General features: G+C 73.2%; 19 protein-coding genes. 4 read left to right on the top strand and 15 right to left on the bottom strand.

Translation table 11 applies throughout. The annotated features are described in order from the left end of the window. Nucleotides 1-55: 55 nt before the first annotated feature. The 7 genes from cobA to OG764_RS28310 all read right to left on the bottom strand — a co-directional run bounded on the left by cobA (nt 56) and on the right by OG764_RS28310 (nt 11,313). Complete coding sequence (gene cobA, locus OG764_RS28340) at nt 56-1,288, bottom strand: uroporphyrinogen-III C-methyltransferase (RefSeq protein WP_328971257.1); 1,233 nt, start codon at nt 1,286-1,288, stop codon at nt 56-58. A gap of 940 nt (nt 1,289-2,228) precedes the next feature. Then, complete coding sequence (cobT, locus tag OG764_RS28335; protein WP_328971256.1) at nt 2,229-5,984, bottom strand: nicotinate-nucleotide--dimethylbenzimidazole phosphoribosyltransferase; 3,756 nt, start codon at nt 5,982-5,984, stop codon at nt 2,229-2,231. 327 nt (nt 5,985-6,311) lie between these two features. Further along, complete coding sequence (gene cbiE / locus OG764_RS28330; protein WP_328971255.1) at nt 6,312-7,523, bottom strand: precorrin-6y C5,15-methyltransferase (decarboxylating) subunit CbiE; 1,212 nt, start codon at nt 7,521-7,523, stop codon at nt 6,312-6,314. Nucleotides 7,524-7,773: 250 nt separating this feature from the next. After that, the gene (locus tag OG764_RS28325; protein ID WP_328971254.1) at nt 7,774-8,412 is read right to left on the bottom strand and encodes a GNAT family N-acetyltransferase; all 639 of its coding nucleotides are present in this window, start codon (nt 8,410-8,412) and stop codon (nt 7,774-7,776) included. A gap of 209 nt (nt 8,413-8,621) precedes the next feature. Further along, on the bottom strand, nt 8,622-9,482 hold the full coding sequence (locus tag OG764_RS28320) for a MetQ/NlpA family ABC transporter substrate-binding protein (protein WP_328971253.1): 861 nt from the start codon (nt 9,480-9,482) through the stop codon (nt 8,622-8,624). An 80-nt stretch (nt 9,483-9,562) separates the two neighbouring features. Beyond that, nucleotides 9,563-10,249, bottom strand: coding sequence for a methionine ABC transporter permease (locus tag OG764_RS28315; RefSeq protein ID WP_328971252.1), 687 nt, complete (start codon nt 10,247-10,249; stop codon nt 9,563-9,565). Continuing rightward, on the bottom strand, nt 10,246-11,313 hold the full coding sequence (locus tag OG764_RS28310) for a methionine ABC transporter ATP-binding protein (RefSeq protein WP_328971251.1): 1,068 nt from the start codon (nt 11,311-11,313) through the stop codon (nt 10,246-10,248). Before OG764_RS28310 ends, OG764_RS28315 begins: the two co-directional genes overlap by 4 nt. A gap of 636 nt (nt 11,314-11,949) precedes the next feature. On the opposite strand from OG764_RS28310, the gene OG764_RS28305 reads away from it, so the two are divergent. After that, nucleotides 11,950-12,318, top strand: coding sequence for a hypothetical protein (locus OG764_RS28305; RefSeq protein ID WP_328971250.1), 369 nt, complete (start codon nt 11,950-11,952; stop codon nt 12,316-12,318). A gap of 73 nt (nt 12,319-12,391) precedes the next feature. Then, nucleotides 12,392-12,778: a hypothetical protein gene (locus tag OG764_RS28300; RefSeq protein ID WP_328973211.1), complete on the top strand. Its 387-nt coding sequence runs from the start codon at nt 12,392-12,394 to the stop codon at nt 12,776-12,778. A 65-nt stretch (nt 12,779-12,843) separates the two neighbouring features. Here OG764_RS28300 and OG764_RS28295 read toward each other — a convergent pair whose 3' ends face one another. From OG764_RS28295 to OG764_RS28285, 3 genes are all read right to left on the bottom strand, one after another. Continuing rightward, nucleotides 12,844-13,341, bottom strand: a complete 498-nt coding sequence (locus OG764_RS28295) for a GNAT family N-acetyltransferase (RefSeq protein WP_328971249.1) — start codon at nt 13,339-13,341, stop codon at nt 12,844-12,846. Between the two features lie 37 nt (nt 13,342-13,378). Further along, nucleotides 13,379-13,885 (bottom strand): RNA polymerase sigma factor, encoded by a 507-nt coding sequence (locus OG764_RS28290; RefSeq protein WP_328971248.1) that lies wholly within the window; start codon nt 13,883-13,885, stop codon nt 13,379-13,381. Nucleotides 13,886-13,972: 87 nt separating this feature from the next. After that, nucleotides 13,973-15,121 carry a glycerophosphodiester phosphodiesterase gene (locus OG764_RS28285; protein ID WP_328971247.1) on the bottom strand — a complete coding sequence of 383 codons (1,149 nt, stop codon included), beginning with the start codon at nt 15,119-15,121 and terminating at the stop codon, nt 13,973-13,975. Nucleotides 15,122-15,293: 172 nt separating this feature from the next. Here OG764_RS28285 and OG764_RS28280 point away from each other — a divergent pair, with 172 nt between their 5' ends. Next, entirely contained in the window at nt 15,294-16,067 is a 774-nt protein-coding gene (locus OG764_RS28280; RefSeq protein ID WP_443056078.1) for a lysophospholipid acyltransferase family protein, read from the top strand. A 54-nt stretch (nt 16,068-16,121) separates the two neighbouring features. Here the strand turns inward: OG764_RS28280 and OG764_RS28275 are convergent, their stop codons facing one another. From OG764_RS28275 to OG764_RS28255, 5 genes are all read right to left on the bottom strand, one after another. Continuing rightward, on the bottom strand, nt 16,122-17,606 hold the full coding sequence (locus OG764_RS28275) for a membrane-associated oxidoreductase (protein WP_328971245.1): 1,485 nt from the start codon (nt 17,604-17,606) through the stop codon (nt 16,122-16,124). Nucleotides 17,607-17,732: 126 nt separating this feature from the next. Beyond that, entirely contained in the window at nt 17,733-19,277 is a 1,545-nt protein-coding gene (locus tag OG764_RS28270) for a DHA2 family efflux MFS transporter permease subunit (protein WP_328971244.1), read from the bottom strand. After that, entirely contained in the window at nt 19,274-19,825 is a 552-nt protein-coding gene (locus OG764_RS28265; protein WP_328971243.1) for a TetR/AcrR family transcriptional regulator, read from the bottom strand. The genes OG764_RS28270 and OG764_RS28265 overlap by 4 nt, the downstream gene beginning before the upstream one ends. A gap of 200 nt (nt 19,826-20,025) precedes the next feature. After that, on the bottom strand, nt 20,026-21,453 hold the full coding sequence (argH, locus tag OG764_RS28260; protein WP_328971242.1) for an argininosuccinate lyase: 1,428 nt from the start codon (nt 21,451-21,453) through the stop codon (nt 20,026-20,028). Nucleotides 21,454-21,639: 186 nt separating this feature from the next. Continuing rightward, complete coding sequence (locus tag OG764_RS28255; RefSeq protein ID WP_328971241.1) at nt 21,640-22,833, bottom strand: argininosuccinate synthase; 1,194 nt, start codon at nt 22,831-22,833, stop codon at nt 21,640-21,642. 117 nt (nt 22,834-22,950) lie between these two features. Between OG764_RS28255 and OG764_RS28250 the strand changes: the two genes are divergently transcribed. Further along, nucleotides 22,951-24,519, top strand: a complete 1,569-nt coding sequence (locus OG764_RS28250; RefSeq protein WP_328971240.1) for a hypothetical protein — start codon at nt 22,951-22,953, stop codon at nt 24,517-24,519. Nucleotides 24,520-24,588: the final 69 nt, after the last annotated feature.

Here is a 24,588-nt window from a genome sequence, read left to right as displayed (position 1 = left end):
GGCGGTTACGGATGGTCGGCCGGGTGCTCGGTCAGGTCCTCGGCCACGTGCTCGGTCAGGTGGCGAGCGGCGGGATGCCGACGTTCACGACCTCGCCGATCACGATGACGGCCGGGGGCCGGACGTCCTGCGCGCGGACGGTCTCGCCCACCGTCGCGAGGGTCGCGTCGACCCGGCGCTGCGCGGCCGTCGTGCCCTCCTGGACCACCGCGACCGGCGTCTCGGGCGCGCGCCCGCACTCCACCAGGCGGGCGGCGATCGCGCCGATCTTGTCCACGCCCATCAGGACGACCAGGGTGCCGGTCAGCCGGGCCAGGGAGGCCCAGTCGACCAGGGAACGCGGGTCGTCGGGGGCGACGTGCCCGCTGACGACGGTGAACTCGTGGGCCACGCCGCGGTGGGTGACCGGGATGCCGGCCGCGGAGGGGACCGAGATGGAGCTGGAGATGCCGGGGACGACGGTGCAGGAGATGCCGGCCTCGGCGAGCGCCTGGGCCTCCTCCATGCCGCGGCCGAAGACGTACGGGTCGCCGCCCTTGAGCCGGACCACGGCCTTGCCGGCCTTGGCGTGCTCGATCAGCGCGTTGTTGATGGCCTCCTGCGCCATGAAACGGCCGTACGGGATCTTCGCCGCGTCGATGACCTCGACGTGCGGCGGCAGTTCGTCGAGCAGGTCGCGGGGGCCGAGGCGGTCGGCGATGACCACGTCAGCCTCGGCCAGCAGGCGGCGGCCGCGCACGGTGATCAGGTCCGGGTCGCCGGGGCCGCCGCCGACGAGGGCCACGCCGGGGGCATGCGGGCGCTCGCGGTGCGCGCGGGCGGCGAGCGAGCCGTCGCGCAGGCCCTCGACGATCGCGTCGCGTACGGCGGCGGAGCGGCGCGGGTCGTTGCCGGTGAGCACCGCCACGGTGACGCCCTCGCTGCGGCCGGTGGCCGGGGTCCAGGCGGTGGCGGCGTCGGCGTCGTCGGCGCGCACGCACCAGACGCGGCGGCGCTCGGCCTCTGCGGAGACCCGGTCGTTGGCCTCCCGGTCGCGGGTGGCGACCAGGACGTACCAGGCGTCGGCGAGGTCGCCGTCCTCGTAGCGGCGGCGCTCCCAGCGGATCTCGCCGGTCTCGGCCATGACGTCCACCGAGGGGGTGGCCGACGGGGAGATCAGCACGATGTCGGCGCCGGCCGCGACCAGGGCCGGCAGCCGGCGCTGAGCGACCTGGCCGCCGCCGATGACGACGACACGACGGCCGGTGAGGCGGAGGCCAACGGGGTAGGCGGGGTGTTCGGCGGCCATGCGGCTCTCCTCGTGCGGGAAGCGGTGTGCTGCGTGCTGCGTGCTGCGTGCTGCGTGCTGCGTGCTGCGTGCTGCGTGCTGCGTGCTGCGTGCTGCGTGCTGCGTGCTGCGTGCTGCGGGATGGTGCGGGTCTGCGGCGGCGCCGGCGCGGATCGCGAGGCCAACGTTACGGGGCGGGGCTGGGGCGTGCGGTCCCGGGTCTCGGTGCTGCGGTGCAGGCGGGGCGGTGTGCGGCGCCGGGCGGTGGCGGCCCGGCCCCCGGAACCGGTCCGCTCGGCTTCCGGCCTGTCCGGCAGCTCCCGGCCTCGCCGCTCCCCCGAGACGCCACCTCCAGCCTCGCCCATGCCCTGGGCACAACCTCCGGCCTCGCAGTGCCCTGAGGCCTAACCTCCGGCCTCGCAGTGCCCTGGCGCGCCACCCGGCTTTGCCGGTGCTGCGGGCGCGGAAACTCAGCCTCGCCGGCGTTTGAGGCGCGGGGTTTGGGGCGGAGCCCCAAGACAACCCGGCTGACGCCGGGCACCGGGCTCCGCCCGGACCCGCTCCTCAAACGCCGGAGGGGCTGAAAGGTGCGCGGGGTTACCGGGCCCTGCCCGGACCTGCTCCTCAAGCGCCGGAGGGGCTGGGGGTACGTGGGTTGCGGGGCCCTGCCCGGACCCGCTCCTCAAGCGCCAGAGGGCTGGGGGTACGTGGGTTGCGGGGCCCTGCCCGGACCCGCTCCTCAAGCGCCAGAGGGGCTGAAGGGTGCGCGGGGGTGCCGGGCTCCGCCCGGAGCCGCTCCTCAAGCGCCGGAGGGGCTGGATTCGCCCCGGGCGTCGGCGGGGGTGAAGGTGGCCGCGGTCAGCCGCCGAGGCTTGGTGGGGCTCCAGGTCCGCTGCAGAGCCGGAGGGCCGGTGGGCCCCGGGGGCGCGCCCGGGTGGGGTGGGCCGGGCGCGCGCGGGGGTTACTTCTCGGTGACGCCGGCTGAGTCGAAGGTGGCTACCTCGTGCATCGCGCGGGCCGCGCTCTGCACCAGCGGGAGGGCCAGCAGGGCGCCGGTGCCCTCGCCGAGGCGCAGGTCGAGGTCGACGAGCGGGCGCAGGCCCAGCTTGTTGAGCGCGGCCACGTGCCCCGGCTCGGCACTGCGGTGGCCCGCGATGCACGCCGACAGCGACTCGGGGGCGATGGCACGGGCCACCAGCGCGGCCGCGCCGGCGCTGACGCCGTCCAGGATGACCGGCGTACGCAGGGACGCGCCACCGAGCAGCAGACCGACGATGGCGGCGTGCTCCAGCCCGCCGATCGCGGCGAGGACGCCGATCGGGTCGGCCGGGTCGGGCTGGTGGAGTTCCAGGGCGCGGCGGACGACCTCGACCTTGCGGGCGTGCGTCTCGTCGTTGATGCCGGTGCCGCGACCGGTGACCTCGGCCGGGTCGGTGTCCGTGAAGACGGAGATCAGGGCGGCGGACACGGTGGTGTTCGCGATGCCCATCTCACCGGTGAGCAGCGCCTTGTTGCCGGCCGCGACCAGGTCGCGGGCGGTCTCGATGCCCACCTCGATGGCGGCCACGGCCTCTTCGCGGCTCATGGCCGGGCCGGTGGTCATGTCGGCGGTGCCGGCGCGGACCTTGCGCGGGAGCAGGCCCGGTGTGGCCGGGAGGTCGCCCGCGACGCCCACGTCGATGACGCACACCTCGGCGCCGACCTGGTTGGCGAAGGCGTTGCAGACCGCGCCGCCGCCGAGGAAGTTGGCGACCATCTGCGAGGTCACCTCCTGCGGCCACGGGGTGACGCCCTGGGCGTGCACGCCGTGGTCCCCGGCGAAGATCGCGACGGCGGCCGGCTCGGGGATCGGCGGCGGGCAGACCCGGGACAGCCCGGAGAGCTGCGCGGAGATGATCTCCAGCATGCCGAGCGCGCCGGCCGGCTTGGTCATCCGCTTCTGGCGTTCCCAGGCCTCGCCGAGCGCCTTGGCGTCGAGCGGGCGGATGCCGGTGACGGTCTCGGCGAGCAGGTCGTGCGGCTCTTCGCCGGGCAGGGCGCGGCGGCCGTACGTCTCCTCGTGGACCACCCAGGACAGCGGGCGGCGCTTGGACCAGCCTGCCTGCATCAGCTCGGGCTCGTCCGGGAACTCGTCGACGTAGCCGACGCAGAGGTACGCGACGACTTCGAGGTGCTCGGGCAGGCCGAGGGCGCGGACCATCTCGCGCTCGTCGAAGAAGCTGACCCAGCCGACGCCGAGGCCTTCGGCGCGGGCGGCGAGCCAGAGGTTCTCGACGGCGAGCGCGGAGGAGTACGGGGCCATCTGCGGCTGGGTGTGCCGGCCGAGGGTGTGGCGGCCGCCGCGGGTGGGGTCGGCGGTGACGACGATGTTCACCGGGGTGTCGAGGATGGCCTCGATCTTCAGTTCCTTGAACTGCTTCGCCCGGCCCTTGGGCAGCGACTTCGCGTACGCCTCGCGCTGGCGGGTGGCAAGCTCGTGCATGGTCCGCCGGGTCTCGGCGGAGCGGATGACGACGAAGTCCCAGGGCTGGGAGTGGCCGACGCTCGGCGCGGTGTGCGCCGCTTCGAGCACGCGCAGCAGCACCTCGTGCGGGATGGGATCGGTGCGGAAGCCGTTGCGGATGTCGCGGCGCTCGCGCATCACGCGCAGGACGGCCTCGCGTTCGGCGTCGGCGTAACCGGGGGCGGCGGGGCGCCACTCGGCCTCCGGCTCCTCGGCGTACTCCTCGGCGAGCTCCGCCGGGATCTCCTCGGCGAGGTCCTCGGCGAGACCCTCCGTGAGGTCCTGCGTGAGGTCCTCGGCGGCGGGCGCCGCGGGTGCGGCGACGGGCTCGGCGGGCTGCGCCGGCAGGGCTTCGGCGTGCTGGACGTCCTCGATGCCCTCGGCGTTCTCGACGGGGGCGGCGACCTCGCCGGCTTCGTCGGCGGGCAGCTCGGGGGCGGCTTCGGCGACGGGCGCGACGGGCAGCGGTACGGAGAGGACGACCACGGGCTCGGGCTGCGCCTCGGCGGCGGCCTCGGCGACCGCGACCGGCTGCGCGGCCGGTACCGGCTCGGCGAGCGGCGGTTCGACGGCCGACTGCTCGACGGCCTGCTCGGCGGTGGCGGCCACGGTCTGCTCGGGCACCGCCGCGAGCTCGGGCGCGGCCTCGGCAACCGGCTGCGGGGCGGCGGCCTCGGCGGCCGCGGGCTCCGCCGGCGCGACGGGCTCGGCCCCGGCGGGAAGCTGCTCGGGCTGGACCGCCTCGGGCTGGAGCTGCTGCGGCTGACCCTGCTCCGGCTGGAACTGCTCCGCCGGGATGGCCTCCGGCTGCACCGGCTCGGCGGCCGGTACGGACTCGACGGCCGGTACGGACTCGGTGGGCTGGGCCGGCGCCGCCGCCACGGGCTCCGCGCCGGGAACCGGCTGCCCGGCCTCGGCAGGCACGGCCGCAGCAGGAACCGGCTCCGGCAGCACGGCGTCGGCCGGCACGGCCTCGGGCTGGACCTGTTCGGGCTGGGCCGGCTCGGGGTGCACGCCGTCGGGCGACGTGCCCTCGGCCTGGACCTGCTCGGGGTGCGCGCCCTCGGGCTGGACCGGCTCGGCGGCCGCCACCACTGCTTCGGCCGGCGCCGCTTCGGCCGGCGCGGGTACGGGTTCCACGGCCACGGCCTCGGCCACGGCCGCGGCCTCGGTCACCGGCTCGGCCGGCAGGGCGGCGGCCGGGACCGGCTCCGCCGGGGCGGCGACGGCGTCCGGCTGCTGCTCGGCGACCGGCGCGACGGCGACGGGCTGCTCGGCGGCGGGCTGCTCCAGGACGGGCACCGACTCCGGCACGACCGTTTCTGCAGGGGCCTCGGCAGGCTCCGGGGCCACCGGCTCGCCGGGCAGGACGGCCTCGGGCTGCACCGGCGCTGCCACGGCCTCGGGGTGCGCCGGCGCTTGCGGCTGCGCCACCGGCACCTGCTGCTGCGGCACCTGCGGCGGTACCGGGACCTGCTGCGGCGCCTGGGCGGCTTCCTCGCCCCACGGCGCACCGGCCTGCGGCGGGATCTCCCCGAGCTGCGGTCCGGGCAGCACTCCGGTCTCGGAGCGCGGGATGTCGAGGTACTCGGGACCGGTGGTGGGCGGTCCGGCCTGGCGGAGCGGAACCGGCCCGCCCTGCGCGGCCTGCGCCATCGCCGCGGGGGCCACGGGCGCCGCGGCCGCGGCCTGCGCGGCGGGCGCGGCCGGACCGCGGTCGGCGAGGGAACGTACGACTCCGCCGGTGGCGTCGGGCACCGGCGGGCCCATGTGCAGCGGGCGGCGGACCGGCTGCTGCTGGGCGGCGGCCGGGCCGGCGGGCTGCGGGAGGCGGACGCCGCTGAGGTCCACGGCGCCGGAATCCCGGCCTCCGGCCTCGTGCGCGCCGGTCTCGTGCGCGCCGGCCTCGTGCGTGCCGGTGTCGTGCGCGTACTCCTGCGGGTACTCCTGAGCGGGCTCCGACGGGAACTCCGGGGAGAATTCCTGCGCGTAGGCCTCCTGCGGGAACGGCGCGGGCGGCACCAGCTGCGGGTCGCTCCACGAGCCCTGGGCGCTCGGCATCAGCAGCATTTCCTCGTCCTCGGCCGGTTCCGCGCCGTGCGCGGCGTCGGCCGGATCGAGGAAGGCATAGGCCCCCGGGGCGGGGATGCCCGGCTGATCCACCATGCCCGCGTTCTCCGGGAGACCCTCCGGAACCTGGCCGGTGTCAGTCATGCGTACCCCTCGCCCATCGGTTGTGCGTCTTCGATCAGCTCGCCGGGCGGCCGCTCGCGGCACACCCAGCGCCCCTCATCAAGAACGAGCATGTGTGCCGTGCGGCACGAACGCCCGCCGACAACAAGCATTGTCGCGTCCGTTCGCCGCCATGACAGCCAGAACCGCCACGGCCCGCTGTGGACTGCGCCACGTCGCGCGTCCTCCGGAGCTCGCCGTACCACAAAAGGCGCCCTGCGAGGGCGCCTTTCTCGGACATTGACGAACGAAACGCCGAAGGTCCAGGGCGGTACAACGATCGGCCAGCCTACCCCGCGTGGCGGGACGTCAGGCCCGGGGGGCGCGGTCCGTCCGCTCCGCGGACAGCAGGAAGACGACGGAGCGCTCACGCTCGTCCCAGGTGTGCGGGTCGAGGCCGACGGACTGGAGCAGCGCGCAGCCGACGGTGTAGCCGCCTTCGGTGAGGGCGCGGCCCACGGCCTCGGCCTCGTCGCGGGTGGAGGCGTGCGTGACGATCCGCTCGGGGCGGCGTTCGGCGCAGGCGGCGACCACGGGTACGCCGCCGCCGGCGATCCGTACGACGTCCGGTTCGGGCAGGCTCTCCAGGACGTGCGGGGCGCGGCCGTGCACCACCTGGAGCTGGACGCCCCGGGTCCGGGCCAGCGCGGTGACGCGGTCGCAGGCGTGCGGGTCGGCGTCGACGGCGATGACGGCGGCTCCGAAGGCGGCGGCGTCGACGGCGAAGGCGCCGCTGCCGGTGCCGACGTCCCATACGAGGTCGCCGGTGCGCGGGCCGAGCCGGGCGAGTTGGAGGGCCCGCAGCTGCTCGCCCTCGCCTTCGGACGCCTCGGCGAGCGGGCGGGCCCAGCCGCGGTCCGCGCCCTGGCCGGCGGAGGTTCCGGCGAGCCAGCCGCCGTCGGCGCTGTCGACGGTGCCGCCGCCGCCGATGACGATGACGACGTTGGGGTCGCGCCAGGCGTGGTCGGCCGCCTTGTCGGAGGTGAGTACGGAGACCTGCTCGTTGGCGGTGCCGAGCTCCTCGCAGATGACGAAGGTGCGGTGGACGCCGTCGAGCAGGAGGGCGAGTTCGGCGGGCCCGGCGCCCGGGGAGGTGAGGACGGCCACCTTGGGGTGGGCGCGGCAGACGTTGACGGCGCGGCGCAGGGTGCGCGGGTGGGCGACGACGACCCGGGCGTCGTCCCAGGGCATGCCGGCCCGGGCGAAGGCGGCGGCGACGGCGGAGACGGCCGGCACCACCTCCACTTCCAGCCCGTGCTCGGGGGCGCGCAGCGCGCGGACCACGCCGAAGAAGCCGGGGTCGCCGTCGGCGAGTACGACGGCGGTGCCGCGGTGGCCGGCGATCCGGCCGGCGGCGAGGCCGAGGCTGCCGAGGCGGACGCGTTCGGCGGTCGGCGGGATTTCCGGGAGTGCCAGGTGGTGGGCGGCCCCGGCAACCAGGGTGGCGGCGGAGAGCGCGGACCGCGCGGCCGCGGTGAGGGGCGAGCCGTCCCAGCCGATCACCGTGACCCGGTCGGCCATATTCTCGGTCTCCTGGGGGTCGGCGACGGCAGTGGGGGAAGCTGCCCGTGACTGCACGGACACCGTGAGACTACCTGGTGGTAGCCAATGTGGTCCGGACCTGTGGCCGCCCTGCCCGTGGGCCGTGGCCGCCCCGGCCCGGGCCGCGGTTTGGGCGCCGGACCCGGCCGACGCTTCCACGGCCTCGACGGCCGGAGTTCGTCGCCGGCCCCGCCCGCCGCTCCCCCGGCCTCGACGGCCGGTGGAGCGCTCAGTTCCAGTCGGTGTATCCGGCGTAGCCTCCGGCGTCGGCGAGCTGGCCGTCGAGTCCGTCGAGGTCCTCGGGGAGCAGGCTCCAGACGATCAGGTCGGTGCGGGTGTCCGCCCAGCCGCCGTCCGGCGTCTGGGTGCGCACTATCCACGCGTTGCGCAGGACGCCCTCGCTGATGCAGCCGATCTTCTGGGCGACCTGCTGGGAGGCGGCGTTGTCGGCGGCGGTGCGCAGTTCGAGGCGCTCGAACTTCTGGTCGCGGAACAGCCATTGGGCGACGGCGAGGACGGACTCGCAGGCGTAGCCCTCCCCTCGGGCCCAGGGGGCGGTGACGTAGCCGATCTCGGCCGTGCGCACCCGCCAGTTGACGTTCTGGAGGTGGACGACGCCGACCAGACGCTGGGTCAGGAACTCGGTGACGGCGAGCACGATGCCGCGTCCTTCGGTGCGTTCGGCGTGCGAGTGGTGCAACGCCCAGTCGCGGCCGTCCTGGACGGTGTACGGGTGGGGCACCGAGGTCCAGGCGGTGATGAGTTCGTCGTTCATCATCTCCGTGAGCGCCATGACGTCCGCCTCCTCGAAGGGGCGCAACACCAGCCGGTCCGTGCTGATGGAGACGTCCGGGAAGGTGGTAGTCATGCGCAGCTCCAAGCCTGAGACCGGTAGCGGGCGACCGAGGCCCATAGACGGACAGCATGCAGCATCCGCCCGTGGATGTGCATGGCCGGGTGCACGGGTGCGGTACGGGTCCGGCGGGGTCGCGTACGGGTCCCGGGCAGGCGAAGGCCCCGCGTTCCGGGGCGGATACGCGGGGCCGGGTCCGGGCGGTGCGGCCCGGGTCGCCGGGATCAGGCGGCGGGCTTGCCGAAGGCGGGGACGACCGAGCCGTCGTACTTGTCGTCGATGAACTTCTTGACCTCGGGCGAGTTCAGGAGCGTGGCGAGCTTCTGGATCCGCGGGTCGTTCTCGTTGCCCTTCTTCACGGCGAGGAAGTTGGCGTACGGGTTGCCCTCGGACTTCTCCAGGGCCAGGGAGTCCTGGGCGGGCTTGAGGTCGGCTTCGAGGGCGTAGTTGCCGTTGATGACGGCGGCGTCGACCTCGCCGAGGGCGCGGGGCAGCGTGGCGGCCTCGAGCTCCTTGAACTTCAGGCCCTTGGCGTCGGTGATGTCGGAGAGCTTCGCCGTGGTGCCGACACCGGACTTGAGGGTGATCAGGCCGTTCTCCGCGAGCAGGTGGAGGGCGCGGCCTTCGTTGGTGTTGTCGTTGGGGACGGCGATGGTCTGCCCGGACTTGATGTCCTTGAGGGCCTTGACCTTCTTGGAGTACAGGCCGAGGGGCTCCAGGTGCACGTTGACGACCGGCACGATGGTGGTGCCGTTCTTCGCGTTGAAGTCGTCGAGGTAGGGCTTGTGCTGGAAGAAGTTGGCGTCGACCTGGCCGTCCTGGGTGGCCGTGTTCGGCAGGACGTAGTCGGTGAACTCCTTGACGTTCAGCTTCAGCCCGGCCTTGGCGGCGAGGTTGTCCTTGACGAACTTCAGGATGTCGGCGTGCGGGGTCGGGGAGGCCGCCACGGTGAGCACCGCGTTGGCGTCGGCCGTGCCGTCGGCCTTCTTGGCGGCCGGGTCGGACGAGCTGCCGCAGGCGGTGAGACCCAGGGCGAGCGCGGCGGAGACGGCGGCGACAGCGGTGACCTTGATGTTGTTGCGCACGAAGAGTGCCTCTTTCTTGGTGGTGCGGTGAACGCCCGAGCACGACAAGTGCGGGCTGTGAGGGGAGGAGAAGTCTTGTGTCAGGCTGTCCGGCCGCGGCGTGCGAGCAGGCGCACCGCGCCGTCGCCGATCAGCTGGATGGCGGTCACGATCAGGATCAGCACGACGACCGTGACGAGCATGAACTCGCCTTCGAAGCGCTGGTAGCCGTAGGTGATGGCCAGGCTGCCGAGGCCGTCGCCGCCGACGGCGCCGGCCAGTGCCGAGTAGCCGATGAGGGCGATGACGGTGGTGGTGAGGCCGGAGACCAGTGAGGGCAGCGACTGCGGGAGCAACACCTTCCACACGAGGGTGGGTATACCGCCGCCCATGGCCTGGGCCGCCTCGACGAGGCCGTGGTCCACTTCGCGGACCGCCGTCTCCACCAGGCGGGCGAAGAACGGGATCGCTCCGATGGACAGGGGCACGATCATCGCGGTGGGCCCGATGTAGGTGGGGATGCCGGTGAAGACGCCGATCACCCACTTGGTGACGGGGATCAGCCAGATCAGCAGGATGATGAACGGCATGGAGCGGCCGATGTTGGTCACGACGCCGAGGACCTTGTTGAAGGGACGGTTCTGCAGCAGGCCGCCCTTGTCCGTGAGGACCAGCAGGACGCCCAGCGGCAGGCCGCCCAGGACCGTGACCACGGTGGCCCACAGGACCATGTACAGGGTGTCGTACGTGCCCTGGGAGAGCAGCGGCTGCATTTCGGACCAGGTCACTTGGCACCATCCTTGATGAGCTCGGCGGCGGCGACCACCTCGGCGGCGTCCGTCTCGTACGCGTCCTCGACGACGTCCACCTGGAGGCCCTGCTCGCGCAGGAAGCCGACCGGCACGACGTTGTCCTCGTAGCGGCCGGGCAGCTCGATGCGCATCCGGCCGATCTGCTTGCCGCCGACGGTGTCCATCGCGGCGCCGAGGATCGAGATGTCGATGTTGTACGTGCGGGCCAGTTGGGAGATGACCGGCTGGGTGGCGGCCTCGCCGTGGAAGGTCACGTCGACGACCGTGCGGTCCTCGTCGGTGGCGGAGCCGCTGACCGGGAAGAGTTCGGCGGCGAGCTCGGAGCCGGGGGTGGCGAGCAGCTCGGAGACGGTGCCGGACTCGATGATCCGGCCGTTCTTCATCAGGGCGGCAGAGTCGCAGACGCTCTTCACGACATCCATCTCGTGGGTGATGAGGAGGACGGTCAGCCCCAGGTCGCGGTTGAGGTCGCGCAGCAGCTGGAGGATCGACCGGGTGGTCTCGGGGTCCAGGGCGCTGGTGGCCTCGTCGGAGAGGAGGACCTTGGGGTCGCCGGCCAGGGCGCGGGCGATGCCGACGCGCTGCTTCTGGCCGCCGGAGAGCTGCCCCGGGTACGCCTTGGCCTTGTCGGCGAGTCCGACGAGGTCGAGGAGTTCGAGGGCCTTGCGGGAGCGCTCGCGGCCGGAGACGCCGAGGATCTCCAGGGGCAGCTCGATGTTGGCCTGCACGGTCCGCGAGGACAGCAGGTTGAAGTGCTGGAAGACCATGCCGATGCGGCTGCGGGCCTGGCGCAGTTCCCGGCCGGCCCGGTTGCCGCGGCCGGCGAGGGCTGTGAGGTCGACGCCGTCCACGGTGACGGTGCCGGTGGTGGGGCGTTCGAGCAGGTTGACGCAGCGGATCAGGGAGGACTTGCCGGCTCCGCTCTGACCGATGACTCCGTAGACCTCGCCCTCGCGGACGTGCAGGTCGACGCCGTCCAGGGCAGTGACCTCGCGGCCACGGGACTGGTAGACCTTCGTGAGGCCCGATGTGGTGATCACAGGATTTCCGTCGCTGTCGAGTGCACGGCAAAGCGGTGCCGGCACGGGGCATTCATCTGGGGACGCGATACGGGCTGAACCGGGAGGAATTACTCAGTGCAGCGCAGGCGCGCAAGAGGAGCAGATCCGACGTCACGGACAGGCTCACCGGTCTCGCTTCGGGGCGCGAGGCTCAGGAAGGGGGCCCTCAGAAGGCGCACATTCGACACATACAGCGAGCACCGGGCGTCATCATCGCCTCGGTCGCAAGGGTGCGGCTGCTCGTCGTGGTCATGGGCCCAGTAAAGCAGACCTGCCGCGGGACCGATCAACGCTGTCCGGATAGCGGACAGATTTCGGCCGCATACCGGACAGTGCACCCCACTCCCCCACCCCTGTCCCGAGGGCCGGAAACCCTGTGGTGACCTGCGCGGACACCGATGGGAGGCACCCCCTCGAAAGCTCCGCCCACGGGTCCGCATCGGGGTGCGCTGTGGTCAAGACCACGGTCCGCGGACGGGCCGGCTCCGACGGCCGGTGCGGGGTCGCCCGTACGCGCGGGGGCGGGGCTGCCGGGCCGTGCGGGGGCAGGATGCCGGGCCGTGCGGGGGCAGGGCTGCGCGCGGGCGGCCGATCCGCCCGTACTACCCTCGCTGCATGCTCGACGCCCTGACGGTCACGATCGGTGTGGCCGCACTCGCCCTCGCCGCCTGGTGCGGTTTCGCCGCCTACCGCGACCAGCCGACCAAGGACTGGCACTTCATCGGCATGGCCGTGGTGAGCGTGCTGGTGCTGGCCCAGCTGGTGGTGGGCCTGGTGCGGCTGGCCCGGGGCGACCGTCCCGACGAGGGCGGCGTGATCTTCGTGGCGTACCTGATCGGCGCGTTCGCCGCGGTCCCGGCCGCCGGGTTCCTCTCGCTCAGCGAGCGCACCCGGTGGGGCTCGGTGACGGTGGCCGCGGGCGCCGCGGTGCTCGCCGTGCTCGAAGTGCGGCTCTACGACATTTGGGGGAGCCCCGGTGCCTGACACGACGCCCGGCACGACCGCGCCCGACACGACGACGCAGCAGCAGGAGCGGGACGGCGGCGCGCGGGCCCGGCTGGTGTCCGGCCCGGGGCTGCTGCTCGTGTGGCTGTACGGGGTGATCACGGTGGGCGCGGTCTCGCGCTCGCTCTACCAGATCTCCACCGAGTTCGACCGGGCCCCGCTCGCCTACACGCTCTCCGCGGTCGCCGCCCTCGTGTACGCCTTCATCACGTACTCGCTGGTGCGCGGTGGGGAGACGGCCCGCAAGGCGGCGCGGATCTGCTGCGCGGCCGAGCTGACGGGCGTGCTGACCGTGGGTACCTGGACGCTGGTGCGGCCCGAGGCCTTCCCGGACGCGACCGTCTGGTCGGACTTCGGGATGGGCTACCTCTTCATCCCGGTGATCCTGCCGGTCACGGGCATCCTGTGGCTGCGCCGCCGGCGCGACGCCCGGGCCTGAGCCCCGGCGCCGCGCTCCTCGGCCGCTTCGGATCGTTTCGCTCGGGATCGTCCCGCTGATCGTTTTCAGGCGCTGACGACGTAGGCGGTGGCCGCCTTCTCCAGGACGATCAGGCGGATGCCGTCGGCGCTGGTGCGGTCGTCGACCCGGGCGTAGCCGGCCTTGCGGTAGAGGCGGAGGTTGCTCTCGCTGCGCTCGCCGGTGAACAACTGGAAGCGGCTGGTGCCGCCGCGGCCGGCGAGGTCCTCCTCGACCGCGCGCAGCAGCCGGGCCCCGAGGCCGTGGCCCTGCAGGCGGGGGTGGACGCAGAGCTTGCCGATCCGGGCGGTGCCGTCCTCGGCGGCGGTGCCGCGCACCGCGCCGACGACCTCGTCGCCGAGCCGGGCGACCAGGACGGTGTCCGCCGCGAGCTCGGCCTTGAGCGAGTCGAGGGACTGGACGAGCGGTTCGATGCGGTAGTTGCCGTAGAGCTCGGCCTCGCTCTGGAAGCACAGGTATTGCAGTCTGAAGATCTGTTCGGCGTCTTCCGCTTTCGCCTCAGAGATGGTCACACTCATGCCCATGTGCGCATGCCTCCCGCTCACCTGGTAGCCCGCTGGTCTACCGCTCCTTTCCCCGCAGTTCAGGAGCCGCAACCTCTGCCGCCAGCATTCTGCGCAGACATCCCAGGCAACGGGAACGTACGGGTCCCAAACTTCCTTGTGAGATACCCAACTCTCCTGCGATTTCACGGTAAGTGAGGTCTCGGGGCGAAAGAAGTGCAAGAAGCAGCTCGGGGCAGCGTCCCGGCAGACGGGCGACGGCCGAACGGAGTGCGTCCTGAGCCTCCCCTTCCAGTGCGGCCCGCTCCGGGGAGGGCGCGTCCCCGGCCGCGAGGCCGCCGTCGGGGATCTCGCGCAGGGCCTGGCGCCGGGCGCGGCGCGCCTCGGCCCGGACGGCCCGGCGCAGCCAGCGGGCAGCCTCGGAGGGTCGGCCCGCCGCGCGGTCGTTCTCCAGCAGCCGGACCCATACGGCCTGTTCGAGGTCGGCGGGGTCCACTCCGGTGCCCGGAGCCTCGGCGGCGGCCTCCGCGGAGAGCAGGGGGCCGAGTTCGCTCATCACGTCCATGCCGGGGGGACGCACGACGGCGGCCGGCGGGTTTCCCCACCGGCCGCCGCTCACTCGTACGGGCCATTTCGGCGTCGTCGTTGACGGCTACCGGTCGGTGAAGTCGGCGGCGGCCAGCAGGGCGGTGTCCGGCTGGTCGGTGAAGATGCCGTCGATGCCCAGTTCGAAGTAGGTGCGCAGGGCGCCGAAGGCGTCGCCGTAGGCGGTGGGGTCGGTGCCCTTGCGGAACTCGGCGGGCAGGAAGTTGTTCTCGTTGCGCGCGGTGTAGGGGTGCAGGATCAGGCCCTGGGCGTGCGCGTCGCGGACCAGGGTGGTCGGCGGGCCGAGGCGGCCGGCGGCGTCGCGCGGCACGACGAGGTCCAGGGTCGGGCCGATGCCCTGCGCGTACCCGGCGATCCAGGCCAGTCCCTCGGGGCGGACCAGGTCGGCGACCGTACGCGGGTCCCCGGCCTGCTGGAAGTCCCAGGGCCGGGTGTTCGCGGCGGACAGCAGGACCACCTTGGGCGCGGCGACCAGCTTCGCCAGCCGCTGGATGCTGGACGGCTCGAAGGACTGGAGGAAGACGGCGGCGTTGCGGCCGTCGCGGCCGTACCGGCGCAGCAGCTTCGCGAGGGGCTCCTCCAGGCCGAGGCCCAGGCCCCGGAAGTAGGAGGGGTGCTTGGTCTCGACGTGCAGCCAGATCTCGCGGCCGCGCCGGCGGCCCTCGCGGCGGGCCCAGCGCAGCACCTCCTCGAAGGTGGGCACGGCCCAGCGGCCGTCGTAGAGCGTGTTGCGCTGGCGCAGGGCCGGGATCCGCTCCTTGGCCCGCAGCGTCTTGAGCTCGGCGAGCGTGAAGTCCTCGGTGAACCAGCCGGTCACCGCGACGCCGTCGACGGTCTTCGTGGTGCGGCGGGCCTCGAACTCGGGGTGGTCGGCGACGTCGGTGGTGCCGCCGATCTCGTTCTCGTGCCGGCAGACGAGATGGCCGTCCTTGGTGGGCACGAGGTCCTGCTCGATCACGTGGGCGCCGAGGTCCAGGGCCAGCTGGTAGGAGCCCAGGGTGTGCTCGGGGCGGTAGCCGCTGGCGCCGCGGTGCCCGATGACGGTGGGGACGGGCAGCCCCCGGTAGCCCTGGCCGTGCCGGCTGTCCTCGGCCGCGGCGGCGGCCGGTCCGGCGCCCAGGCCCACCGCGGTCCCGCCGGCGGCGAGCACCGCCGCGCCCAGCACGGTCCGCCGCGCTGCCCCACCCTGCGTCATGAGTGCTCCTTGGTCTGCTCTCGTGGACGGGCCCGTGACCTGGGGTCTCTGTGTCTCCAGGGGGTTCACGGCCCGAAGTTCGGCGGACCGATGGTAGGCAGCCGCGTCTTACGGGAGGGCGATGCCGGCCGGAACATGGCGGAAACGTGCGTCAACACTGCGTATCGCCTTCGTGAACCCGATGTGCGATCAGCGGCGACCCGCGAGTATCGTCCTCACCTGCACTGACTCGCTGTGGTGCACGACCGCTTTCGACGCCGGAGGGCCCACGTTGTTCCGTACCGCGCTCATCAAAGCCACTGTCGGACCCGTCATGCGCATGATGTTCCGGACCCGCGTCGAGGGCCTCGAGAACATTCCGGGCAGCGGTGCGGTGATCCTCGCGGGCAACCACCTGACCTTCATCGACTCGATGATCCTGCCGCTGGTGTGCGACCGGACGGTGCACTTCATCGGCAAGGACGAGTACGTCACCGGGAAGGGCCTCAAGGGCCGGCTGATGGCCTGGTTCTTCACCGGCTCCGGCATGATCCCGGTGGACCGGGACGGTGCGAACGGCGGGGTCGCGGCCCTGATGACCGGCCGCCGGATCCTTGAGGAGGGCAAGATCTTCGGGATCTACCCCGAGGGCACCCGCTCCCCCGACGGCCGCCTGTACCGGGGCCGCACCGGCATCGCCCGGCTCACCCTGATGACGGGCGCGCCGGTGGTTCCGTTCGCGATGATCGGCACCGACAAGCTCCAGCCGGGCGGCAAGGGCATGCCGCGGCCGGGCCGGGTGACGGTCCGCTTCGGCGAGCCGATGGAGTTCTCCCGCTACGAGGGCATGGACCGCGACCGGTACGTGCTGCGCGCGGTCACGGACTCGGTGATGGCCGAAGTCATGCGCCTCTCCGGCCAGGAGTACGTCGACATGTACGCGACCAAGGCCAAGGAGGCCGCGTAGCCGTCCGGCGCGCGGTGCAGGGCCGGATCCCGACGGGGGTCCGGCCCTTCCGCGTCACTGGCGGCTGAGCGACCGGCTGATGCCGGCCAGGATGGTGGTGGCCAGCGTCCAGCCGGTGACGATCAGCAGGTACGAGAGCCACTGCTGCCATCCCCCGGGTGCGAAGGCGGCCTCCTGGCCGAATCCGATCACGGGCAGCAGCAGGTCCAGGGTGTAGAAGACCGGGTTGAACTCCGGCGCCTCGCCCGCCTTGAGCGGCGGCGGGGTCCGCACGGCGAAGGCCACCGACCCGCTCAGCAGCAGGGCGAACAGCCAGCCCGCCGCGCGCATGGGCCGGTAGCCGTAGCCGACGGTCGCGTCCTGGAGGAGGCCCCACAGCCGGGCGTACCGGGGCAGCGTACGGCGGTGGCGGCGCAGTTTGGCCAGCTGGACGGTGCGGGCGGCGGCCTCGTCCCCCGAGGTGCGGTAGGCGGCGGCGAGCTGTTCGTACGCGTACGGCAGGTAGCCCGCTTCGTCGCGTTCGAGGAGGGGCAGCCGCTCCTCGGCGGGGTGGTGGGGGGCCAGGGTGCGGTAGGTCAGGCCGTCGAGTCGGACCTTGTCGGGCAGCACCTCGGTCGGGACGTGGAGCAGGTCGAGCTGGGAGCGGCGCAGGTTGACGATGCCGCGGACGGGCTCGGCGCCGCGCAGCCACAGCTCGCCGATGTCGGCGCTGCTGATGCGCAGGGCCTGGTCGCCCGGGTTGGCCAGGACGGCGCGGTGCAGGTCGAGCTGGCCCGGGATGCGGGCGCCCTTGAGGTCGACCCGGCCGACCGCCCGGATGTCCTTGGCGGACAGGTCGGTGCCGACGGACAGGGTCTCGGCATGGATGGCGCTGCCGCCCGGGTTGGCGAAGGAGCCGCCGTCCAGGAGCACCCGGCCGGCCACGGTGGTGCCGTTGAGCAGGAACCTGCCGTGGACGGTCAGGCGCTTGGCACGGATGTCGGTGCCGACGGTGGTGTGGTTGAGCAGCAGGCTGGTGGGCTGTGACTCGTCACCCCGGGTGGCCGCGCCGGGGGTGCCGATCACGGCGTCGTTGAGGAAGACGCCGCCGCCGATGCGCGCGCCGGAGAGCCGGAGCTGGCCGGCGACGCGGCAGCAGGACAGCCGGAGGTAGACCTCCAGGTCGAGGTTGGAGGCCTCCAGGCCGGGCAGGACGGAGTCGGTGAGGACCAGGGCCCGCATCCGGGCCCCGTAGAGGTCCGGCTCCTCTTCGAAGTGGCAGGAGCGCAGCCGTACGGGGTGGTCGATCGCGGCGTACTTCAGGCGCAGGACGCCGGTGATGCGGGCGCCGGACAGGGTGAGCCCCGCGGCGGCGCCCTCGCTGGTGGGGGCGGTCAGCAACAGGGCCCGCAGCACTTCGGCCCGTACGGTGCGCTCGGGACCCCAGGACGCGCCGGCCGCGGTGTCCTCGTCGGGGCCGTCACGGAAGTCCACGACCTCGTCGTACGGGAACGCCTGCCAGACGCGGCGTTCCGCGGGGGTCAGGTCGGTGATCTCCATCGGCCGGATGCTGCCGCCCGGATGATCAGACTGTCAACTCGGTGCAGCCCCGGCCGTCCTGGCGGAGGGTCAGGACGGCCGGGCCCGGCCGGGGGACGGCGCCGCGGGGGGCGCCGGGTGGCGCGGTCAGTGCTCGATGCCGTCCTGGAGCTTCTGGCCGCGCAGCAGGAACCAGGCGGCGACCGCGGTGGCCAGCAGGACGGCGGCGCCGACGCCGGAGGCGAGCCGCAGTCCGTCCACGAAGGCATCCTGGGCGGCGGTGACCATGGTGTGCGCGGTCGCCGGGTCCACGGCCTTCGCCGCTTCGACGGCCCCGCCGAGGGATTCGTGTGCGGCGGAGGCGACCTCGGCGGGCACTGCGGCCGGGGCGGTGAAGCCCTGGTAGACGCCGGTGACGATGGAGCCGAGCAGGGCGATGCCGAGGGCGGCGCCCAGTTCGTACGCGGTCTCGGAGACGGCGGAGGCCGAACCGGCCTGCTCCTTGGGGACGCTGGAGAGGATGACGTCGGCGGTCACGGTGAAGGAGAAGCCGGCGCCGAGGCCGACGACCAGCAGGGCCGCGCCGAGCAGCGGGTAGCCGGTCTCCTTGTGGACCAGGGTGATCACGCCGAGGGCGAGTCCGATGGCGGCGAGGCCGCCGGCGACGACGGCGCGCACCGAGTACTTGCGGGCGTACCGGCCGGCGACCAGGCCGGTGACCACCGCGCCGACGGCGGCGGGGAGTTCGGCCAGGCCCGCCTCCAGGGGTTCGCGGCCCTGGACGAGCTGGAGGAACTGCGAGAGGAAGAAGACCAGGCCGGACAGTCCGAAGACGGTCAGCAGGTCGGCGAGTACGGCGCCGGAGAAGCCGCGGTGCTTGAACAGGCGCATGTCGAGCAGCGGCGCGGGCAGCGTGAACTGGCGGCGGACGAAGGCGTAGAGGGAGCCGGCGCCGATGACGGCGGCGAGGGCGACCTGGCCGGTCATGCCGTGCGTGGCGACTTCCTTGACGGCGTAGACGAGGCCGATGATGCCGACGAGCGAGAGGCCGACGCTGACCAGGTCCCAGGGGCCGGTCACCGGGTTCTTCGACTCGGGGAGCAGCTTGATGCCGACGAGGACCAGCACGATCATCACGGGCAGGTTGATGAGGAAGACCGAGCCCCAGTAGAAGTGCTGGAGCAGGAACCCGCCGACGACCGGGCCGACGGCGGCACCGGCGGAGGCGGTGGCGCCCCAGATGCCGATGGCGAGGCTGCGCTCCTTGGGGTCGTGGAAGATGTTGCGGATGAGCGCGAGGGTGGACGGCATCAGGGTGGCGCCGGCGACGCCGAGGAGCGCGCGGGCCACGATCATCATCTCGGGGCTGGTCGCGTAGGCGTTGAGGACCGAGACGGCGCCGAACGCGGTCGCGCCTATCAGCAGCAGCTTCTTGCGGCCGATGCGGTCGCCGAGGCTGCCCATGGAGACGAGCAGGCCGGCGATGACGAAGGAGTAGATGTCGCCGATCCACAGCAGCTGGCTGCCGGACGGCTTGAGGTCCTCGCTGAGCGAGGGGGTGGCGAGGCCGAGCACGGTGGCGTCGACGGCGACCAGCAGCACGGCGAGCACCAGCACGGACAGGGCGACCCACCGTCCGGGGCTCTTGACCTCCGTCTCCTTGTGCAGGCTCAGCTGTTCCGTACCGGTCATTTCTCCACGCTCCGTCGGGCGCCACCGAGCAGCAGCTCGATGATCATGTGTTGGAAGTCCTTGGCAGCGACCCGGCCGTCCATGACGGCCCAGGCGCAGGTGCCGATGAGGCCGTAGAGGGCCTCGGTGAGCCAGGCGGGGCTGAGGTCGATGCGGATGTCGCCCTCCTGCTGTCCGCGGCGGAAGAGCGCCGAGACGCGGGCGTCGAGCCGGGCCCAGCCCTCGTGGACCTGGTCGCCCTCGAAGAGCTGGTTCTCGGTGACGAGGAAGGCCAGCAGTTCGGCGTTGGGCTCCGCTTCGGCGACGAGCCGGCGCAGCGCGTCGGGCGCGGTGCCCTCGTCGAGGCGGGCGTTGTCGAACGCCACCTCGAACTCCCGGATGCCGAGCTCTTCGAGGGCGCGCACGAGCGCGTCGCGCCCTGCGAAGTGCCGGTGGAGGGTCGCCCGCCCGATCCCGGCGGCTTTGGCGACCTCGTCCATCGTCGCGGTCGATTTGCGGGAGAGCAGGGCGGCCGCGTCACGCAGCACCTGGTCACGATCCATGGCCATGAGACAACCATACCCCAAATGAGACGTCGATGTCTCATTCCAAAGGGGAGATGCCCGCTGAAGGTGCCAGCGGTCGGGCTGACGGCCGGGGACTTCGCGGCGCCGGCCGCCTGGACCGGGCACGTGGGCGGGCGGCCCGGCGGGGCGGGCACGACGAAGGGCGGCAGCGGCGCTGTGCCGGTGCCGCCCTTCGAGGGGGGTTACTTCTTCGCGGTGGACCAGGCGTGCTGGATGACCAGGTCCGCCTTCAGTTCGGCGAGCTGGACGGCGACGGCGCTCGGGGCGGTGCCGCCGCGGCCGTTGCGGGAGGCCAGCGCGCCGGGCACGTTGAGGACCGTACGGACCTCGGGGGTGAGGTGCTCGGAGATCTTGGCGAACTGCTCGTCGGACAGCTCGTCCAGCTCGATGCCCAGCGCCTCGCACTCCTTGACGCACTCGCCGGCGACCTCGTGCGCCACCCGGAACGGCACGCCCTGCTTGACCAGCCACTCCGCGATGTCGGTGGCGAGCGAGAAGCCGGCCGGGGCCAGCTCCTCCATCCGCTCCCGGTTCACCGTGAGGGTGGCCATCATGCCGGTGAAGGCCGGCAGCAGGACCTCGAGGGTGTCGCAGGAGTCGAAGACCGGCTCCTTGTCCTCCTGGAGGTCCCGGTTGTAGGCCAGGGGCAGCGCCTTGAGGGTCGCGAGGAGGCCCGTCAGGTTGCCGATCAGGCGGCCCGACTTGCCGCGCGCCAGCTCGGCGATGTCCGGGTTCTTCTTCTGCGGCATGATCGACGAGCCGGTGGAGAAGGCGTCGTGCAGGGTCACGAAGGAGAACTCCTTCGTGTTCCAGATGATGATCTCCTCGGCGATCCGGGACAGGTTGATCCCGATCATCGCCGTGATGAAGGCGAACTCGGCGACGAAGTCACGCGAGGCCGTACCGTCGATGGAGTTGCCCACCGAACCGCGCTCGAAGCCGAGGTCGGCGGCGACCGCCTCCGGGTCCAGGCCCAGCGAGGAGCCGGCCAGGGCGCCCGAGCCGTACGGGGAGACCGCGGTGCGGGTGTCCCACTGGCGCAGCCGCTCGGCGTCCCGCGACAGCGACTGCACGTGCGCCAGCACGTGGTGGGCGAAGAGCACCGGCTGCGCGTGCTGGAGGTGGGTGCGGCCGGGCATGGCCACGTCCGCGTGTGCCTCGGCGAGGCCCACCAGCGCGTCCTGGAGGTCGGCGATCAGGGCGCCGATGGTCCGGGCGTGGTCGCGCAGGTACATCCGGAAGAGGGTGGCGACCTGGTCGTTGCGGGACCGGCCGGCCCGCAGCTTGCCGCCGAGGTCGGCGCCGAGCCGCTCCAGCAGCCCGCGCTCCAGGGCGGTGTGCACGTCCTCGTCGGCGATCGTGCCGGTGAACGAGCCGTCGGCGACGTCCGCCTCCAGCCGGTCGAGCCCGTCGATCATGCGGGTCAGCTCGTCGGCGGTGAGCAGCCCGGCCTTGTGGAGCACGCGGGCGTGCGCGCGGGAGCCGGCGATGTCGTACGGCGCCAGCCGCCAGTCGAAGTGGACCGACGCGGACAGCTTCGCCAGCGCCTCGGCCGGGCCGTCGGCGAACCGGCCGCCCCAGAGCCGGACGTCACCGTTGTTGCTGCTCACAGCTACTGCTCCTCAAGAGTGCACGGCCGGTACGGCGTGCTTCGGATGTGCAACCGCCTCCCCGCCGCGGAGGTAACGGGGAGGCGGCCGGTGTCGCCGTACGCCGCGCCCCGGCCGACCCGGGGTGCGCTCACGGGCGCCCGGGGGGACCGGATGCGGCGCGGCGTACGGTGCTGTCGCCCGTGATCAGGCGAGGTCGCGGCGGGCTGCGATCTTCGACGAGAGCCCGAAGATCTCGATGAAGCCCTGGGCCTTCGACTGGTCGAAGGTGTCGCCCGAGTCGTAGGTGGCGAGGTTGAAGTCGTACAGCGACTCGTCGGACTTGCGGCCGGTGACGACGGCGCGACCGGCGTGCAGGGTCATCCGGATGTCACCGGTGACGTGCTGGTTGGCCTCGTTGATGAAGCCGTCCAGGGCGCGCTTGAGCGGGGAGAACCACAGGCCGTCGTAGACCATCTCGCCCCAGCGCTGCTCGACCTGCCGCTTGTAGCGGGCCAGCTCGCGCTCGACGGTGACGTTCTCCAGCTCCTGGTGGGCGGTGATCAGGGCGATCGCGCCGGGAGCCTCGTACACCTCGCGGGACTTGATGCCCACGAGCCGGTCCTCGACCATGTCGATCCGGCCGATGCCCTGGGCGCCGGCCCGCTCGTTGAGCTGCTGGATCGCCTGGAGGACGGTCACGGGGCGGCCGTCGATGGCGACCGGGACGCCCTCCTTGAAGGAGATGACGACCTCGTCGGCCTCGCGGGGGGTGGCCGGGTTCGAGGTGTACTCGTAGATGTCCTCGATCGGCGCGTTCCAGATGTCCTCCAGGAAGCCGGTCTCGACGGCCCGCCCGAAGACGTTCTGGTCGATCGAGTACGGGGACTTCTTGGTGGTCGCGATGGGCAGCTGCTTGGCCTCGCAGAAGGCGATCGCCTTGTCACGGGTCATCGCGTAGTCGCGGACCGGGGCGATGCACTTGAGGTCGGGGCCGAGGGCGGCGATGCCGGCCTCGAAGCGGACCTGGTCGTTGCCCTTGCCGGTGCAGCCGTGGGCCACGATCGAGGCGTTGTGCTTCTTCGCGGCGGCGACGAGGTGCTTGACGATGGTCGGCCGGGAGAGCGCCGAGACCAGCGGGTAGCGGTCCATGTAGAGGGCGTTGGCCTTGATGGCCGGGAGGCAGTACTCGTTGGCGAACTCGTCCTTGGCGTCCGCGACTTCGGCCTCGACGGCACCGCAGGCGAGCGCGCGCTTGCGGATGACGTCCAGGTCCTCGCCGCCCTGGCCGACGTCCACGGCAACGGCGATGACCTCGGCGCCCGTCTCCTCGGCGATCCAGCCGATGGCGACGGAGGTGTCCAGGCCGCCCGAGTAGGCGAGTACGACGCGCTCGGTCACGGGTTTCTCCTTACGGTGCAATCAACGACAGGCATAACTATGCACTACTCCGTATGTTTCGTCAAAGAGGAGGGAAACATGCTGGTCAGCCACGGCGTGTCTCCCTAGAGTGCAGATATGCGCTACGTGTCCAGCCCCTTCCTCGACCCCGCAGAGCGCCTGCTGCTCGGGATACCGCCGGAACGTGCCGTCGACACCGCGGACCCGCTCGCCTGGGCCCGGCTGGACCGGAGGGTGTGCCGGGAGACGGATCCGGAGGCACCTGTACCGGTCCGGCGCCCCTCCTCCCCGGAACGCCCCGACTGGAGCACCGCACCCCGCTGGGACGGCGCCGCGCGGCCGCCGGGCGTCGCCTGGTCCGCGGACCCGCCCGCCGCCGCCGAACTCGCGCTCGGCCTCTGCCACCACGACCCGCGGGTCCGCGAGCAGGCCCTCGCACTCACCGCCGAGCGCCCGCGGCTGCACACGGAAGTACGCCCGCTGCTGCTGATCCGGTGCGCCGACGCGCACCCGCCGGCCCGCGCCCGCGCCCGCGACCTGCTGGCCGAGACCGCCCCGGACCTGCCCGCCGAGGCCGCCGGGCGGCTGCTCCCCCTCGCCGCCCTCCTCAGCCTGCGCGAGCACGGCGGCTGGGTCTGGGACTACGTCACCGCCCGGCTGGGCGGCGTCCCCGCCGCACGGCTGCTCGAGCTGACGGAGAGCGACGACCGCCGGGTACGGGAAGCCGCCCTGCGCCTCGCCCTGCACCACCGGCTGCTGCCGCCCGCGGCCGTCGAAGCGGTCCTGACCGGCGCCGGCGAGACCCGGATCCGGCGCGTCGCGCTCGACGCCGCCCTGCGCGACGGCCTGCTCACCCCCGCCCTGGCCGAGACCCTCGTCACCAGGAGCCCCGACGGGCTGATCCGGCACACCGCGCTCGACGCGGCGCTGCGCGACGGCCTGCTGCACGCCCGGCGGCTCGCCGAGCTGGCCGGCCGCGGCAGCGACCCGGTGGTGCGCCGCCGGTGCCTCGCCGGGGCGCTCGACGCCGTGGGCACGGACGACCCGGCCGGCGTCCTCGACGTACTGGCCGCCGCCTCCTCCGCGGTCGTCCGCTCCAGCGCCGTCACCGCACTGCACCGGGTGGGCCGGGGCGCAGAGGCCCGGGCCTACCTGGGCGACCCGTCGGCCCGGGTCCGGTCCGCCGCCCGGCTGGTGCTGCGCCTGCGGGGCGAGGACCCGGCGGCGCACTACCGGGCGCTGTGCGCCGACCCGGCCGCTCCCGGCCTGGCCCCCGGCCTGGCGTTCGGGCTGGCCGAGAGCGCCGGCCCGGAAGCGGCCGCGCTGCTGCGCCGGATGACCCGGCACGCCGAGGGCCGGGTCCGCGCGGCGGCGCTCGCGGCCCTGCGGATGGCGGACGCCGTCTCCCCCGACGAGCTGATGGCCTTCATGACCGACCCGCACCCGCCGGTGGTCCGCGTGGCCCGCAAGGCGCTGGTGCCGTACGTACTCCTCCTCCCGGAGGGCTGGCTCGCCGAGCTGGTCGCTCCCGGCCGACCCCGTCACACCCGCCGGGCGGGCCTGCGACTGCTCTCCGCCCACGGCTTGGACCTGCGCAAACGCGTCCTGGCCGACCTGGAGGACGACGAGGACCCGGAAGTCCGCTACGAGGCCCAGCGGGCCCGCTACGAAAGAGGGCCGCAGTGACGGGACCGGACGAAGGGACCGCTTGCCGCCGGGACCGCTTGCTGATGGAAAGGAGCGGTCGGCGCGTTC

Origin of the sequence: Streptomyces sp. NBC_00239 (assembly GCF_036194065.1) — a bacterium.
GTDB lineage: Bacteria > Actinomycetota > Actinomycetes > Streptomycetales > Streptomycetaceae > Streptomyces.
The sequence above is the reverse complement of the archived record's forward strand: the minus strand, read 5'-3'. Positions and strand labels throughout refer to the sequence as shown.